Source organism: Burkholderia sp. AU38729, assembly GCF_020419725.1.
In the GTDB taxonomy this organism is placed as follows: Bacteria; Pseudomonadota; Gammaproteobacteria; order Burkholderiales; family Burkholderiaceae; genus Burkholderia.
Genome location: NZ_JAIZQO010000021.1, coordinates 37495 through 50079 on the forward strand (window position 1 = coordinate 37495; position 12585 = coordinate 50079).

Annotated in this window: 16 protein-coding genes; 5 read left to right on the plus strand and 11 right to left on the minus strand. The window is 66.2% G+C overall.

The window, feature by feature from the left end:
* Positions 1 to 98 precede the first annotated feature (98 nt).
* Positions 99 to 554 carry a MarR family winged helix-turn-helix transcriptional regulator gene (locus LGM56_RS35445; RefSeq protein WP_089494888.1) on the plus strand — a complete coding sequence of 152 codons (456 nt, stop codon included), beginning with the start codon at positions 99 to 101 and terminating at the stop codon, positions 552 to 554.
* Between the two features lie 48 nt (positions 555 to 602).
* Here LGM56_RS35445 and LGM56_RS35450 read toward each other — a convergent pair whose 3' ends face one another.
* The 3 genes from LGM56_RS35450 to LGM56_RS35460 all read right to left on the minus strand — a co-directional run bounded on the left by LGM56_RS35450 (position 603) and on the right by LGM56_RS35460 (position 3485).
* A complete protein-coding gene (locus tag LGM56_RS35450) occupies positions 603 to 1319 on the minus strand; it encodes a GNAT family N-acetyltransferase (protein ID WP_226208104.1) in 717 nt (238 codons plus the stop codon).
* Between the two features lie 118 nt (positions 1320 to 1437).
* The gene (locus LGM56_RS35455) at positions 1438 to 2823 is read right to left on the minus strand and encodes an ATP-binding protein (RefSeq protein WP_226208105.1); all 1386 of its coding nucleotides are present in this window, start codon (positions 2821 to 2823) and stop codon (positions 1438 to 1440) included.
* Positions 2820 to 3485, minus strand: coding sequence for a response regulator transcription factor (locus LGM56_RS35460; protein WP_089494891.1), 666 nt, complete (start codon positions 3483 to 3485; stop codon positions 2820 to 2822). The genes LGM56_RS35455 and LGM56_RS35460 overlap by 4 nt, the downstream gene beginning before the upstream one ends.
* Before the next feature lie 284 nt (positions 3486 to 3769).
* Here LGM56_RS35460 and LGM56_RS35465 point away from each other — a divergent pair, with 284 nt between their 5' ends.
* Positions 3770 to 4297 carry a DedA family protein gene (locus LGM56_RS35465; protein WP_089495291.1) on the plus strand — a complete coding sequence of 176 codons (528 nt, stop codon included), beginning with the start codon at positions 3770 to 3772 and terminating at the stop codon, positions 4295 to 4297.
* A gap of 43 nt (positions 4298 to 4340) precedes the next feature.
* Positions 4341 to 5057, plus strand: a complete 717-nt coding sequence (locus tag LGM56_RS35470) for a class I SAM-dependent methyltransferase (protein ID WP_226208106.1) — start codon at positions 4341 to 4343, stop codon at positions 5055 to 5057.
* Between the two features lie 259 nt (positions 5058 to 5316).
* Here LGM56_RS35470 and LGM56_RS35475 read toward each other — a convergent pair whose 3' ends face one another.
* The 5 genes from LGM56_RS35475 to LGM56_RS35495 form a co-directional block, all read right to left on the minus strand.
* Positions 5317 to 5646 (minus strand): DUF4148 domain-containing protein, encoded by a 330-nt coding sequence (locus tag LGM56_RS35475; RefSeq protein ID WP_089494893.1) that lies wholly within the window; start codon positions 5644 to 5646, stop codon positions 5317 to 5319.
* A gap of 73 nt (positions 5647 to 5719) precedes the next feature.
* Positions 5720 to 6046 (minus strand): DUF4148 domain-containing protein, encoded by a 327-nt coding sequence (locus LGM56_RS35480; protein WP_226208107.1) that lies wholly within the window; start codon positions 6044 to 6046, stop codon positions 5720 to 5722.
* A gap of 64 nt (positions 6047 to 6110) precedes the next feature.
* Complete coding sequence (locus LGM56_RS35485) at positions 6111 to 6437, minus strand: DUF4148 domain-containing protein (protein WP_226208108.1); 327 nt, start codon at positions 6435 to 6437, stop codon at positions 6111 to 6113.
* 71 nt (positions 6438 to 6508) lie between these two features.
* Positions 6509 to 6928 carry an organic hydroperoxide resistance protein gene (locus tag LGM56_RS35490; RefSeq protein WP_089440138.1) on the minus strand — a complete coding sequence of 140 codons (420 nt, stop codon included), beginning with the start codon at positions 6926 to 6928 and terminating at the stop codon, positions 6509 to 6511.
* 264 nt (positions 6929 to 7192) lie between these two features.
* Positions 7193 to 7657 carry a RidA family protein gene (locus LGM56_RS35495; RefSeq protein WP_226208109.1) on the minus strand — a complete coding sequence of 155 codons (465 nt, stop codon included), beginning with the start codon at positions 7655 to 7657 and terminating at the stop codon, positions 7193 to 7195.
* A 213-nt stretch (positions 7658 to 7870) separates the two neighbouring features.
* Here LGM56_RS35495 and LGM56_RS35500 point away from each other — a divergent pair, with 213 nt between their 5' ends.
* Positions 7871 to 8836 (plus strand): LysR family transcriptional regulator, encoded by a 966-nt coding sequence (locus tag LGM56_RS35500; protein WP_226208110.1) that lies wholly within the window; start codon positions 7871 to 7873, stop codon positions 8834 to 8836.
* Positions 8837 to 8867: 31 nt separating this feature from the next.
* Here the strand turns inward: LGM56_RS35500 and LGM56_RS35505 are convergent, their stop codons facing one another.
* The 3 genes from LGM56_RS35505 to LGM56_RS35515 all read right to left on the minus strand — a co-directional run bounded on the left by LGM56_RS35505 (position 8868) and on the right by LGM56_RS35515 (position 12153).
* On the minus strand, positions 8868 to 9575 hold the full coding sequence (locus tag LGM56_RS35505; RefSeq protein WP_089494897.1) for an SDR family NAD(P)-dependent oxidoreductase: 708 nt from the start codon (positions 9573 to 9575) through the stop codon (positions 8868 to 8870).
* Between the two features lie 665 nt (positions 9576 to 10240).
* Positions 10241 to 10966: an SDR family oxidoreductase gene (locus LGM56_RS35510; RefSeq protein ID WP_226208111.1), complete on the minus strand. Its 726-nt coding sequence runs from the start codon at positions 10964 to 10966 to the stop codon at positions 10241 to 10243.
* Complete coding sequence (locus LGM56_RS35515; RefSeq protein ID WP_226208112.1) at positions 10963 to 12153, minus strand: hypothetical protein; 1191 nt, start codon at positions 12151 to 12153, stop codon at positions 10963 to 10965. Before LGM56_RS35515 ends, LGM56_RS35510 begins: the two co-directional genes overlap by 4 nt.
* 36 nt (positions 12154 to 12189) lie before the next feature.
* On the opposite strand from LGM56_RS35515, the gene LGM56_RS35520 reads away from it, so the two are divergent.
* On the plus strand, positions 12190 to 12432 hold the full coding sequence (locus LGM56_RS35520; RefSeq protein WP_144023049.1) for a hypothetical protein: 243 nt from the start codon (positions 12190 to 12192) through the stop codon (positions 12430 to 12432).
* The last annotated feature ends 153 nt before the right edge of the window (positions 12433 to 12585 follow it).

Here is a 12585-nt window from a genome sequence, read left to right on the forward strand (position 1 = left end):
GCGCCGATTCATCGAGACCGATTATCATGCTTCCGATAAGATCGCACGCGATATATAATGCGTCCATCTGCGGCCGTTCGCGTCGCGGGAGGACGTTCATGAAACCGACCGAAACCCCATCCGACACCGATCCGAAGCTGTCCGAGTTCCTGTGCTTTGCGATCTACTCGACGAACCTCGCGTTCGGCAAGGCGTACAAGCCGATCCTCGAAGCGCTCGGCCTCACGTATACGCAATACATCACGATCATCGCGCTGTGGGAGCAGGACAACCAGACGGTCGGCCAGCTCGGCGAGAAGCTGTTCCTTGAATCCAATACGCTGACACCGATCCTAAAGAAGCTCGAGGCGATGGGCTATCTGGAGCGGCACCGCGATCCGTCGGACGAACGCCAGGTGCTCGTCAGCCTGACGAAGAGCGGCCGCCGCGTGCGCGAGAAGGGGCTCGACATGAACCTGGTCGAAGCCACCGGGTTGAAGCCGGACGAATTCGCGAAGATGCAGAAGGCGATCGTCACGCTGCGCGGCAACCTGATCCGGTCGACCGACGAATAAACGCCCGGTCACGCTGCGGCAGGCACGACCCGCGTGCCGGCCGCGTCGTCATGCGTGCCCGTCGCCCAGCACCAGCAGGTTCATCTCGCGGCGGACGACGAAACCGAGTGCGAGATAGCGCTCGATCGCCACCTGGTTCGACGTGAGGACGTGCAGGAAAGGCGTATCCGCGCGCGCGTCGATCTCCGCAATCAACGCCCGAATCAGCCGCGCCGCCAGCCCTTGCCGCCGGAACGCGGCATCCACGCAGACGGCGCTGATCTCCGTATACCCGTCGGCCTGCATCCGCTCGCCGGCCATCGCGGCCAGCCGGCCTTCACTGCGAATGCCGATGTAATGGCCGAGCTCGAACGTGCGCGGGCCGAACGGGCCGGGCTGCGCGGCCGTGGTCAGCGCGAGCATGTCCGGCACATCGGCTTCGCCGAGCGTGACGTAACCCGATTCAGGCGCCGGGTCGAGCGTCCGCTGCCAGACCATCTGCAACAGATTCGCGCGCCGGATCACCGACCATCCCGCCGGCGGCTCGATCTCGTCCGGCGTGACCAGTGCCGCCGGTCCGTGAGCGGCGATCAGCGCGCGCAACGCGTCGAAGGATGCCGCGCTCGTATCCTCGATCGCGGCAAACGGCGCGACGGCCGCCGGAAACCGCCATGCACGGTCGTGGCCGACCGCAAAGCGGCGCTGCCTGCCCGTCAGCGCGTTCCACACCACACGGTCGAGCGGGTGCGCACGGCCTGGCGCGGTTCCGGTCGTTGCATCGGACATCGGCTGCTCCTCGTCTGAAGGTTTCGATCGCACAGCATAGACCGGGATCGGGCGGGCAGGGCGCGGCAACGTCGATCGCGTCGCCGTCGCGGCGCAGCACGTCCTGCCGGAGCCCGGACTAGCGCTGCCAGCGCCCCGGATCCACCCATATCGGGAACGACAGGATCACCGCCAGCCCGTTCCCCCCGATCCCGGCCGTCACCTCGACCGATCCGCCATGCGATTCGGCGATTCGCGCGACCAGCGACAGGCCAATGCCGCTGCCCGGCTGCACCGTCCCCGGTACCCGGTAGAAGCGTTCGAAGATCCGCTCCCGCTCGCCGACCGGCACACCGGGCCCGTCGTCCGCGATCCGCAGCCTGACCCGAGCGCCGTCCGCATCGGCGGGGACGTCGCTCCCAATCTCGACCCGCCCGCCGTCACGGCCGTAACGCAGCGCGTTGTCGATCAGGTTGCGCACCGCAATGGCGATCTCGTCCAGGTCGCCCCAGACGCGCGCCGGTTCGACCGCGATCCGCATCGTCTGTCGGCGCGCACGGGCGGCCACGTCGAAGTCGCTCGCGATCAGCGCAACGAGCCGCGACAGGTCGACCGGCCCGTGCTGGTCGGCACGTGTCCCCGCGTCCAGCCGCGCCAGTTCGAGCAATTGCCCGGATAGCCGCGCGCTGCGTTCGACGCCTGTTGCCAGCCTGCGTAGTGCCGCGTTTTTGTCCGCCAGGTTGTCCGCCTGCAACGCCACTTCCGCCTGGGCCGACAACGCCGCGAGCGGCGTGCGCAACTCGTGCGCCGCGTCGCCGATGAAACGGCGCTCGGTGTCGACGGCCTGACTCAGCCGCGCGAGCAGGCGATTGAACGATTCGACGAGCGGGCGGAGCTCCCGCGGCAGCGTCGCCAGCGGCAACGGCGAGAAATCGAACGCGGCCTTGCGCTGGATCGCCTGCTGGACGTCGCGCACCGGCCCGAACGACCAGCGGATCACCCACCAGATCACGACGCCCAGCATCCCGAGCATCACCGCCGTATTGAACAGGCCGAGCTGCAGCGCATTGTTCGCCTTCTCCTGCCAGGTCGTGGCCGGCCCGCCTGTCTGAACGTGAATCCGGCCCGCCGGATCCGACAGCGAGTACACCCGCCAGGTCTCGTCGTGCGCGACGCCACGCCCGGTGCTCACGCCGTATCCGTCCCGCAGGTCGGACTTGAGGGCCGGCCCCGGCGCATCCGCGCTGTGCATCACGTTGCGGCCATCGACCCAGACCTGGAACGCGACGTCGTATTTGCCATACGCCGTTTTCGGTACGACTGCCTGCGCGTTCACCGCGGGCAGGCCATTGATCGTATCCGGCAATGCGAGGAGCAGCAGTTGCGCGGCACTCTCGAGCATGCCGTCGCGCCAGCCGCGCTGCTCACGCCACAGGCCGATGCCGAGAAACGCCCCCCAGCTCGCCCAGAACACGACGACCGCCGCCATCACGGTCGCGAGCAGGCGCATGCGTAGCGACTTCATGCCGGGCGCTCCCCGACGCGATAGCCGAAGCCGTGCACCGTCACGATCAGCTCGTCGCCGAGCTTGCGCCGAAGTTGATGGATGTACACCGCGATCGTGTTGCTTTCGATTTCGCTGTCGTTGCCGTACACGCGCGCTTCGAGCTGCGTGCGCGTGACGACGCGGCCTTGCCGCTCCATCAGCGCGAGCAGCGTGCGGTACTCGTGGATGCTGAGCGCAACGGGTTCGCCGGCGCGCGTGACTTCCTTGCGCGCCGGATCGACGTGCACGTCGCGGTAGACCAGGCGTTCCGACACGCGGCCCTGGCTGCGGCGCGTCAGCGCGCGCAGCCGTGCGTAGAGTTCGTCGAGCTGGAACGGCTTCACGAGATAGTCGTCGGCGCCGGCGTCGAGGCCGCGGATCCGGTCGCTCAGTTGATCGCGCGCGGTCACGATCAATACCGGCGTCGGGTCGTAGTTCGCGCGCATCGCGGCGAGCAGCGTGAAACCGGACGCGCCCGGCAGTTGCAGGTCGAGCAGCACCGCGTCGTAGTGGTGGCCCACGAGCGCGAGCCGCGCGGCCGGCACGTCGGCCGACCAGTCCGCGCGCCAGCCGTTCTGCCTGAGGCCCGCGCAAACGGCGTCGGCCAGCATGGCATCGTCTTCCACCAGCAGGATATCCATCGGTTTCGCTCCTCGAATGTCGAGGTCGCCAGCCTGACCGACCGCGATTAAAAACTTCTTAAAGCCCGGGAGCCACGATGCGTGCCATTCGCCGCATTGCCGGTGCAATGCATCTGGCGTTTTCTCGAGAGGCTCGCGATGACCGTGTCACGTCCTTCAATTCCGTTGTTGCAATGCAATGCCGCACGAGACTCCACCTGCGCGCCGCGTCGGTGCGGGCCATTCTGGCACGGAAGGCCGCGTGCGTTGTGCGCATTGCGCGCCCGCTGCGCGGGAGCGGCGCGATGAACCAGCTCGCCACGCTCGTCCCGTTCGGCCTCGCGCTCAGCGTGGCCGGCGCCAACAGCTTCGCCTGCCTCGTCGGCCTGTCGCTGATCGAACGGCTGATCCCCGTGCTGCCGTCCCACGTGCTCCTCACGCTGATCGGCGTCGCCAGCGCGCAAGGCGCCTGGACATTGCCGGAAGCGATCGTCGTCACGGCGCTCGGCAGCTTCGCCGGCTGCCTGTTGCATTACGCGCTCGGCAACCTGTGGCCGGAAGAGAGCGTGCTGGCCCTGCTGCGCCGCGTCGCGCCCATGGGCAGGCTGCCGCCCGCACGCATGGACGCGCTGATCGACGGCATCCGCGCGCGGCCCACGCGGCTCGCACTCTGGTCGCAACTGGTGCCGTTCGTGCGACTCGTCGCACCGGCGCTCGCCGGCTTGCTGGAAACGAGTTTCGCGCGGTTCGCGTCCGGTGCCGCGGCCGGTATCGCGCTGTGGAACACGCTGTTCATCACCGCGGGCTATCTGGCGGCGCAAGCGGCCGCCTAGCCGGACCTGCCGTTGACCGATCGATCCCGACTGGAGCCCGTCGATGCGAATCCCTGACTGGATGCTGTTCCTGCGTACCTGGTTGCGCAATCCGCGCCGCGTCGGCGCACTCGCGCCGTCCGGCCCCGCGCTCGCCGCGCTGATCACCGCCGAGATCCCGCGCGATGGCGCTACCGTGATCGAGCTCGGTGCGGGCACCGGCGTGTTCACGCGGGCATTGCTCGCGCGCGGCGTCACGAGTGACCGGCTGGTGCTGGTGGAAGCCGATCCCGCATTCGCGAACGCGCTGCGGCGTCAGTTCCCCGCGTTGAGAGTCATGCAGATGAATGCCGCGCAGCTCGGCGTCACGGGCGACTTCTTCGGCGGGGCGCGTGCGGATGCTGTCGTGAGCGGGTTGCCGCTCGTCGCGATGCCGGTCGAACAGGCCGTCTCGATCGTACATTGCACGTTCGCGCGCCACCTGGCTGCCGACGGTGCGTTCTACCAGTTCACGTATGTGCCGCGTTGCCCGATTCCGGCGCACTACCTGGAGGCCATGCGCATTCGTGCTGTCCGGGTTGGCGTCGCGTGGATGAACTTCCCGCCGGCCATCGTGTATCGCTTCGAACGCCGGATCGATGCGGCCGAGCGTCAGTGGCCCGGGGCGCGGCCGCTGCTCGATGCGGTTGCGGAGGCAACTAGTTTGCACGGCGTCGATACTGCGCCATCACTCGACTCGAGCGGCGTGCAGCCATTGACAGAGGGAAGTGCGTCATCGTGAACGCGCTCGGGTGCCGGTTGCCGATCGGCCTGCCACGGTTGCCGATTCTTCTTCGCCAATCACGGGCCATGAACGTCGGGAGCCGCATCGGTACGCGCACTCCCGAATCCCGGACCAACGCAAGCACGCGGTGCGCGTCGACCTGCCTCACTGCATTTCGTCGACGACCGGCGAGGAGCGCGCCATGCTCGCGCGCTCCCGCTGCTCGCATGTCGAACCGAACTACCCGGCCGTGCGCGACGATTCCGACGCGCCATGCTCAATGGCCGAAATAGATCGACCGCTCGGCCGTGCGAACCGCGTTGCGGCTGCCCGACTGCGTCGCACTGCCGGCGTCGCTGCCGTAACCGGACGCCTGCGACTCGACCGCGACTGCAGTGGTGTCGTGAACCCGGCGCAGCGCGGCCTGGAGATTGTCAGGATAGTTCGGGTCGTTGGGCCGGTTCGGCAGGTAGCCGGCCTTCTGCAGCGCGGCCAGTTCCGCACGCACTTGCGAGCGCGTCACGGTGCCGTCACCGGCAAACGCCGGCGCGGCAACGGCAGCCGACACGGCAACGAGAAAGGCAGCGATCAGTTGGGTCTTCATCATTCACCTCGACAAGAAAATGGAATTCAGTAGTTGCGCATCGTGCGCCGGCCACCGGCGCCGTTCGCGGTGTCGTTCAATGACCGAAGTAGATCGAGCGTTCGGCGATTCGCGCCGCATGCCGGCTGCCCGACTGCGTCGCGGCGGCGGCATCGCTGCCGTAACCGGACGTCGCTGCGTCGGCCACTGCGGTGTCGTTCGCGTGAATGCGCTTCAGTGCGGCCTGCAGATCGTCCGGATAGTGCGGATCGTTCGCGCGGCCCGGCCGATAGCCGGCCTGTTCGAGCTGGACGAGCTCGGCACGCACCTGCGCGCGGGACACGGCGGCTGCATCGGCGAACGCCGGTGCGGCAGCGGAGGCGGAAACGGCCACGAGAAGGGCGGCGATCAATTGGGTTTTCATCGTTTACCTCGACAGAAGAGAAATAGAAGGGATTCAGGGTTCGCGTATCGACGATGCGTCGCGCTCAATGACCGAAATACACCGAGCGGTCGGCCACGCTGACCGCATGCCGGCGGCCCGATTGCGTGACCGCCTCGCCGTTGCTGCCGTAGCCGGACGCCTGCTCGTTGCGGGCGACCGCATCGGCGGCATGGATCTGCGTGAGTGCAGCCTGGAGATCGTTCGGATAGGTGGCGTCGGTCGCGCGATTCAGCGGGTAGCCGGCCTGTTGCAACTGCGCGAGCTCGGCGCGCACCTGCGCACGCGTCACGGTGGATTCGCTGGAGAACGCCGGTGCGGCAACCGTGGCCGAAACTGCGACGAGAAGGGCGGCGATCAGTCGGGTATTCATCATTCACCTCAAAAAGAAAGAAAGGAAATCGGGCATTCGGCAAGGCGGCGCCAGGCCGCCTGATGCATCGTTCAAGCGATACGGATGTCGACGTCGATGTTGCCGCGCGTCGCCTTCGAATACGGGCAGGTCTGGTGCGCCGCATCGACGATGCGCTGCGCGACGTCGCGATCGAGCCCCGGCACGCTCACGTTCAGCCGGGCCTGCAGGAAGTACGCATTGCCGGCGGTGCCGAGATCCACTTCGGCGTCGACCGCGAGATCGGCCGGCAGCGTCACCTTCGCGGCACGCGCCGCAAGCTGCATCGCGCCGATGAAGCAGGCCGACCAGCCGGCCGCGAACAACTGCTCGGGGTTGGTGCCGGTGCCGGCGCTGCCCGGCGACGACAACTGGATGTCGAGGCGGCCGTCGGAACTGCGCGCCGAGCCGTCGCGGCCGCCCGAAGTCGTATGCGTCTTGCCCGTGTACAGCACTTTTTCGATCTTGCTCATCATTTGCTCCGTCAGTTGGGTGGTTTGTTTCAGATGCGATTCGATCGCATGCGATGGAGTTTCGTCGAGGCCGCCCACCCAGTCAAGCGTATTCGATTAAATCGCATGCGATATTTTGTATTTCAATGTATCTGGATACGTGTACAGCCTTGCGAGAGAAGGCTTTCCGGTGATCGTTCCCCGATATGCGACGCGCGACGCATCCGGGCAGGGCAGGTCAAAACGCCCCGGGAATGGCTGGCCGCCGGCAGGGCGGCCGATCGGTCAGGCCGGGTCGATCTCGGCGATCACGACGAGGATCACGGCCGCATCGGCCGGCAACTGGCGCTGGGAGAACGCCGAGCGCGCGTGGCCCGACTTTTCGCCCAGCACGGCGGCGAACAGGTCCGACGCGCCGTCGATCACGGCCGGCTGCCCGACAAAGCCGTCGGCCGAACTCACGTGCCCCTCGACGCGCACGATCTTGCGCAGGCGCTCGAACCCGCCCAGGTGCCGGCGAATCTGCGCGAGCACGTTCAGCGCCGCGAGCCGGGCGGCATGCTTGCCGTCGTCGACGTTCAATTGCTCGCCGACACGGCCGGTATAGGCAATCTTGCCGTCGACCAGCGGCAGTTGTCCGGAGACGAACAGCAGGTTGCCGGCTTCGCTGGCGGCCGTATAGCTGCCGAGCGGGTTCGGCGGCTCGGGTAACGCGAGGCCGAGGTCGGCCAGTTTCTGTTCGACGGTCATGTCGTGCTCCTTGCGGGAAAAGGGTTCGGGCGATCGGTGCGGCCTGTGAGTCACTGTAGTCAAGCGGCCGAAGCCGGTAAATGTCAGCCGCGCAATTGATTCACGACGCGGTGTTACGAATCGCGCCGTGCGCGTCCGCTGGTTTCCGCCGCGAGATTCATGCACACTCGGCGTCATCGCGGGCCACGCGCCGCAGACGGCAGGAATCGCCTCATGCAACGACAATTCGACGATCTGCTGCTGGGCAGCATCGAGCTGTTCTGCCTCGCCGCCGAACTCGGCAGCTTCACGCTGGCGGCCAACGCGGCGAGTGTCACGCCGGCCGCGGTCAGCCGCTCGGTCGCGCGGCTCGAGGCGCGTCTCGGCGTGCGGCTGTTCGTGCGCACGACGCGCCAGATCCGCCTGACCGATTCCGGCCGCCGCTATTTCGAGCAATGTCGCGACGCGCTGTCGCAACTCGTCGACGCGGAGCGCGAGGCAACCGGCCAGCAGGCGACGCCCGCCGGCGTGCTGCGGATCAGCATGCCGACACCGTACGGGCACTATCGCGTGCTGCCGCTGCTGCCGGCGTTTCGCGAGCGGTATCCGGACGTGCGCGTCGACACCCACCTGAGCAACCGCAACATCGACTTCGCCGAGGAAGGCTACGATCTGGCGATCCGCGGCAGCGCGCCGGCCGATTCGAACCTGATCGCACGCAAGCTGGAGGATGCCGAACTCGTGATCGTCGCGACGCCCGGCTACCTGAAGCGCGCGGGCATGCCGACCGCTGTCGACGACCTGCATGCGCACGAATGCATCCAGTTCGAGCTGCCGAGCAGCGGGCGGACGATTCCGTGGCTGTTCGACGATGGCTCGGACGGAATCGACGTCGCGACGACCGGCAGCTACGGTACGTCGGGCGACTATCTTGCCGGTGTGACGCTTGCGCGCAGCGGTGCGGGCCTGTTCCAGACCTATCGCTTCATCGTCGAGCAGGATCTGCGGGCCGGCACGCTCGTGGAAGTGCTGCCCGGCCTCGGCGGCCGGTCGCGGCCGTTCATGCTGCTGTATCCGCATGCGCGCTTTTTATCGTCGCGCGTGCGCGTGTTCGTCGACTTTCTCGTCGAGCATCTGGCGCGCGCGCCGGCCGGGCAGCCGGCCGAGAAACGCGCCAAACGGGCCGGCGCATCGCGCTAGGCGCGCCGGCTCGCGGTGTCGACGCCGCGCCTCAATGCCCGGCGCTCTGGCCGCCGTCGACATGCAGGATCTCGCCCGTGACGAACGGCGCCGAATCCAGGTACAGGATCGCGTCGACGATGTCGCTCATTTCGCCCATGCGGCCGACCGGATGCAGCGACGCGAGCGTCGCGTGGGTTTCGGGCGCGTGCATCGGCGACTTGATGATCCCGGGCGACACCGCATTCACGCGAATGCCGGCCTTCGCATACTCGATCGCGAGCGACTTCGTCGCCGCATTCAATCCGCCTTTCGTCAGCGACGCAAGTACCGACGGCACGTTGCTGTTCGCGTGATCGACCAGGCTCGTCGTGATGCTGACCACGTGGCCGCCGCCGTGTTTCTGCATCGCGGCGATCGCATGCTGCGTGACGTGGAAGAAGCCGCTCAGGTTGACGTTCGCGATCTGCGCGTAGTCGTCCGCGGTGTACTGCGTGAACGGCTTCGCGATGAAGATGCCCGCGTTGTTGACGAGCGTGTCGACGCGGCCGAAGCGTTCGATCGCGGCGTCGACCACGCGCCGTGCGACGGCCGCGTCGCCGATGTCGCCCGCGACGGTGACGAGGTCCGGATCGTTCGACGGCCCGATCGAACGTGACGTTGCGACGACGCGATGGCCGCGGGCCCGGAATGCGTCGACCGTTGCCGCGCCGATGCCTTGCGATGCACCGGTGACGATGATGACTCTGGATGCGCTCATGATTTGCCTCGATAGGTGAAGGGTTCCCGGCTTCGGTGCCGACCGGATCCGTGAATCCGATGGGCGAACTGTAGGCGCGCCGGTTGCGATCTCGAATACCCACCGTGGAGCAACAGTCTTGCGTCGGGGGAACAAATGCGGGGTGGGGTGGGGCGGGTTGAGGGACTGCGGTCAGGGCGGCCGTCGGGGCGTGGAGGCGTAGCGCGACCTCACCAAAGGCGACCGATTATCGGACGGTTTGACGCGCCGATTCGTCTGCTGCGGAACACGCAGTTGGCTAACTCAATGCCGATGTCGGGATAACTTTTCTTATCACAATAGCCTGATTTCGTTTCAAAACTGACCAGTCGGCAAACGCGTCAGTCTCGGTGCCGAGCATGCTGCGGTCAACATCGCCCGCCGGATACCGATGGACAGTCTTTGCGAGGCGGCAGGCGAGCGGGGCACCTGTCCGCGACCGGCGGACAGCGCTCCACGAAAAGCGCCCCAAAAACCGGATCGCTATCCGGCCTTCGGGGCGCAGTTCATCGAGTCGGGTTTCGAGGGTTTTCGACTGGCAGGATCGGGCCGCCGGCACCCTCCGCCGGCAGTTCCCTCACGATTGCGGCAGCCGACACCCGATCCGTCTGCCCGACGCCTCACGACGAATCGCGAGCGGGTTGGCTTCAGGACGTTTGTGCGGTGGACGTCAGGAAGATCTCCCTCATGCAGACGTGCTGCGGTTGCGCATAGGCGAAGCACACCGCGCGTGCGACGTCATCGGGATGCAGAACCGAAGCCAGCGAACTCATCCACTCGCGAAACATCGTCTTGGCGGACTCCGACGTGGTGGCGTCGAGCAAGGGCGTGTCGACCACGCCCGGCGCGATGGTCGACACGCGGATATTGTGCTGGCCGAGATCGGCGCCCAGCGCCGCCGACATGCCGTGCACCGCGAATTTCGATGCGCAATACGTCGAATGAAATGGAAAGGCCTGGCGGCCGGTGATCGAGCTGACATTGAAAATGCTGCCTCGCCGCCGCTCGATCATGCCGGGCAGCACGCTCTGAATCGCGTTCATCGTCCCGACGACGTTCACGTCCAGCATGGTCCGCAGTTCGTCGGCCGATTGTTCGAGCGGCTCGCCGAGCAGCATCGTTCCCGCGCTGCTCACGAGGCAGTCGACACCGCCGAACTGCGCCTGCGCGGCCTGCACCGCGGCCCGCACCGCACGCTCGTCGGTCACGTCCGCCGCGACGCATGCGGCGTTGGGCAAATCGAGCGCCTGCAGCTCGGCCAGCCGCCGCGACACCAGCAGCAGCGGATGCCCGAGCGCCGCGAACGCACGCGCGACCGCCGCACCAATGCCGGAACTCGCGCCCGTCACCATCACCAGCGGCAAAGTCGTCACGACGCGCCTCCCGTGCGGACCCCGCGGTCGCGCTTGCGCTGCGCGCGTTGCTGCACGTCGGCATACATCGCCTTGACCGCATTCGCCGTGAAGAACGCCATGTGCTCGTCAAAACGTCCCGGATGGACGATCGAGAACGGGGCGGGCGGTCGTTTGCCGAGCGTCGCCTCGTAAAGCGGGCCGATCGGATCGTTCATGTGCGAGTTGCGGAAGTTGTGCGCGGTCTGGGCCGCGTTTTCGGCGCCCGAAATCGAGGCCGTCGGCGTGTTGTCTTCAGGACTCACGCCGATCTGCGTCTTGACGAACTGGATGTGCTCGTCACGCCATGTCCGCACATACTGGTACACGTAGACCGTCTGACGAATCATCGCGGCGAGCGCCGGTTGCGTGTTCTGGCGCAGCACCTGTTGCGCCTGCTCGAGCACGGCGTCGTCGTCGCGCGCGGCAGTGTCGTTGAATGCCATCAGCCGCAGGCGGAGCGAACGCACCAGCAGCGGGTAGATCGTCAGGAACAGCCCCTTGCGCAGATTGTGCGAGTGAGACCCGCTCGTGATGCCAAGCGCCGGCCGGATCGCGAAGTAAGCCTTCGGACTCAGCGTCCGCACGATCGGCTTGATGTTGTCGGTGACGATCTGCAGCAACTTGTTGCACAGCGCCAGCGACGTCGCCTCATGCTCGAACGACTCGTTCGCTTCGTTCACGAGCGCCAGAATCGAATCCGCGATCACGTCGTTGACGAGGCCCACGAGGACTTCGCTGATCTGGTGGTACGCACGGAACTGCATCAGGTACGTCGGATCCTTGAGGTCGACGCAGGTGACCGCATCGCGCACCTCGTCGTTCTGCACGACCCGCTGATAGAACTGCTCGGCGCTCTCGCCCTCCAGGCGAAACACGCCCGGCACCCGAACGTGGCGCAGCACGGCCAGCCAGATCGTTTCGTAATTGGTATTGACGAAGGTGTGAAAGAACGTGAAGCGCTGCGGATCGTCGAGGTCCTTCTCCGAAACGTCGCCGACCGCTTCCGGCGCCGATTTCAGCGCTTCGTACATCGCTTCGGTTTTTTTCGCGGCCGCCTGATAGGTGGACGAATCCTCGATCGACAGAAAGTCCCCGCCATTGCGCCCGAGATCCGTTTGCACCAGCAACTGCGAAAAGCGGTACAGGGAATCGTTGAAATGATTCATCCACGAAATCTTGACCGACACGTCGCCGAAGCGGGAATGGCTGATGTCGTCGACGATCCGGTCGGCGAGGACGGAAATGTTATTCAGGCAGATTTCCGTCCCTCTGAAGATGGCGACAATACATTTTGCATCGATTTGCTGCTTTTCGCAGTTTATGAGTCGATCCAGGTATTTCACGCCATGCAGAAGTTCGTAGTTCGCAAGCACCGCGGTGCTGTCGATCTCCGCATGCGTCGAGAACGCCTCGCGCCGCCGCGAGATTTCGTCGAGGTCCAGTGATTTGGCGAGAAGCTTCTCCGTCGCGTGTTCCGCGGTGACGGGGAGATTGCTTTTGCTGCGCAGGAACGACGCGATTTCTTGCCGAATCGATCGGGCCGATTCGCTCTCAGGTGCTTTCACTTCCATTTAAAACCTCTCGATGGTCCGATGTTG

Bases quoted from the DNA above. Each gene is read 5' to 3' on its own strand.
- LGM56_RS35445 (WP_089494888.1), top strand. From the start codon at position 99: ATGAAACCGACCGAAACCCCATCCGACACCGATCCGAAGCTGTCCGAG.
- LGM56_RS35450 (WP_226208104.1), bottom strand. From the start codon at position 1,319: ATGTCCGATGCAACGACCGGAACCGCGCCAGGCCGTGCGCACCCGCTC.
- LGM56_RS35455 (WP_226208105.1), bottom strand. From the start codon at position 2,823: ATGAAGTCGCTACGCATGCGCCTGCTCGCGACCGTGATGGCGGCGGTC.
- LGM56_RS35460 (WP_089494891.1), bottom strand. From the start codon at position 3,485: ATGGATATCCTGCTGGTGGAAGACGATGCCATGCTGGCCGACGCCGTT.
- LGM56_RS35465 (WP_089495291.1), top strand. From the start codon at position 3,770: ATGAACCAGCTCGCCACGCTCGTCCCGTTCGGCCTCGCGCTCAGCGTG.
- LGM56_RS35470 (WP_226208106.1), top strand. From the start codon at position 4,341: ATGCGAATCCCTGACTGGATGCTGTTCCTGCGTACCTGGTTGCGCAAT.
- LGM56_RS35475 (WP_089494893.1), bottom strand. From the start codon at position 5,646: ATGATGAAGACCCAACTGATCGCTGCCTTTCTCGTTGCCGTGTCGGCT.
- LGM56_RS35480 (WP_226208107.1), bottom strand. From the start codon at position 6,046: ATGAAAACCCAATTGATCGCCGCCCTTCTCGTGGCCGTTTCCGCCTCC.
- LGM56_RS35485 (WP_226208108.1), bottom strand. From the start codon at position 6,437: ATGAATACCCGACTGATCGCCGCCCTTCTCGTCGCAGTTTCGGCCACG.
- LGM56_RS35490 (WP_089440138.1), bottom strand. From the start codon at position 6,928: ATGAGCAAGATCGAAAAAGTGCTGTACACGGGCAAGACGCATACGACT.
- LGM56_RS35495 (WP_226208109.1), bottom strand. From the start codon at position 7,657: ATGACCGTCGAACAGAAACTGGCCGACCTCGGCCTCGCGTTACCCGAG.
- LGM56_RS35500 (WP_226208110.1), top strand. From the start codon at position 7,871: ATGCAACGACAATTCGACGATCTGCTGCTGGGCAGCATCGAGCTGTTC.
- LGM56_RS35505 (WP_089494897.1), bottom strand. From the start codon at position 9,575: ATGAGCGCATCCAGAGTCATCATCGTCACCGGTGCATCGCAAGGCATC.
- LGM56_RS35515 (WP_226208112.1), bottom strand. From the start codon at position 12,153: ATGAATCATTTCAACGATTCCCTGTACCGCTTTTCGCAGTTGCTGGTG.
- LGM56_RS35520 (WP_144023049.1), top strand. From the start codon at position 12,190: ATGGCTGATGTCGTCGACGATCCGGTCGGCGAGGACGGAAATGTTATT.